Genomic DNA, 1226 nt, shown 5'->3' with positions numbered 1-1226 from the left:
CGGTCTCGGCGTGTTCGTTACTTCAGAACTAACACAGTGGACGCGAGCAACTGAGGACAAGCCCTCGGCCTATTAGTACCGGTCAACTCCACCAGTTACCTGGCTTCCATATCCGGCCTATCAACCCAGTCGTCTACTGGGAGCCTTACCCCATCAAGTGGGTGGGAGTCCTCATCTCGAAGCAGGCTTCCCGCTTAGATGCTTTCAGCGGTTATCCCTCCCGAACGTAGCCAACCAGCCATGCCCTTGGCAGGACAACTGGCACACCAGAGGTTCGTCCGTCCCGGTCCTCTCGTACTAGGGACAGCCCTTCTCAAGACTCCTGCGCGCGCAGCGGATAGGGACCGAACTGTCTCACGACGTTCTAAACCCAGCTCGCGTACCGCTTTAATGGGCGAACAGCCCAACCCTTGGGACCGACTCCAGCCCCAGGATGCGACGAGCCGACATCGAGGTGCCAAACCATCCCGTCGATATGGACTCTTGGGGAAGATCAGCCTGTTATCCCCGGGGTACCTTTTATCCGTTGAGCGACGGCGCTTCCACAAGCCACCGCCGGATCACTAGTCCCGACTTTCGTCCCTGCTCGACCCGTCGGTCTCACAGTCAAGCTCCCTTGTGCACTTACACTCAACACCTGATTGCCAACCAGGCTGAGGGAACCTTTGGGCGCCTCCGTTACTCTTTAGGAGGCAACCGCCCCAGTTAAACTACCCATCAGACACTGTCCCTGATCCGGATCACGGACCCAGGTTAGACATCCAGCACGACCAGAGTGGTATTTCAACGGCGACTCCACAACCACTGGCGTGGCTGCTTCAAAGTCTCCCACCTATCCTACACAAGCCGAACCGAACACCAATATCAAACTGTAGTAAAGGTCCCGGGGTCTTTCCGTCCTGCTGCGCGAAACGAGCATCTTTACTCGTAGTGCAATTTCACCGGGCCTATGGTTGAGACAGTCGAGAAGTCGTTACGCCATTCGTGCAGGTCGGAACTTACCCGACAAGGAATTTCGCTACCTTAGGATGGTTATAGTTACCACCGCCGTTTACTGGCGCTTAAGTTCTCAGCTTCGCCCCACCGAAATGGAGCTAACCGGTCCCCTTAACGTTCCAGCACCGGGCAGGCGTCAGTCCGTATACATCGCCTTACGGCTTCGCACGGACCTGTGTTTTTAGTAAACAGTCGCTTCTCGCTGGTCTCTGCGGCCACACCCAGCTCAC

At 56.5% G+C, this 1226-nt stretch carries 1 rRNA gene (running past one end of the window); it reads right to left on the bottom strand.

The annotated features are described in order from the left end of the window. Positions 1 to 52 precede the first annotated feature (52 nt). A 23S ribosomal RNA gene (locus ACFU5O_RS37415) occupies positions 53 to 1226 on the bottom strand; its annotated part runs 1374 nt beyond the window's last position; the annotation flags it as partial.

Origin of the sequence: Streptomyces sp. NPDC057445, assembly GCF_042802855.1 — a bacterium.
Taxonomy (GTDB): domain Bacteria; phylum Actinomycetota; class Actinomycetes; order Streptomycetales; family Streptomycetaceae; genus Streptomyces.
The sequence above is the reverse complement of the archived record's forward strand: the minus strand, read 5'-3'. Positions and strand labels throughout refer to the sequence as shown.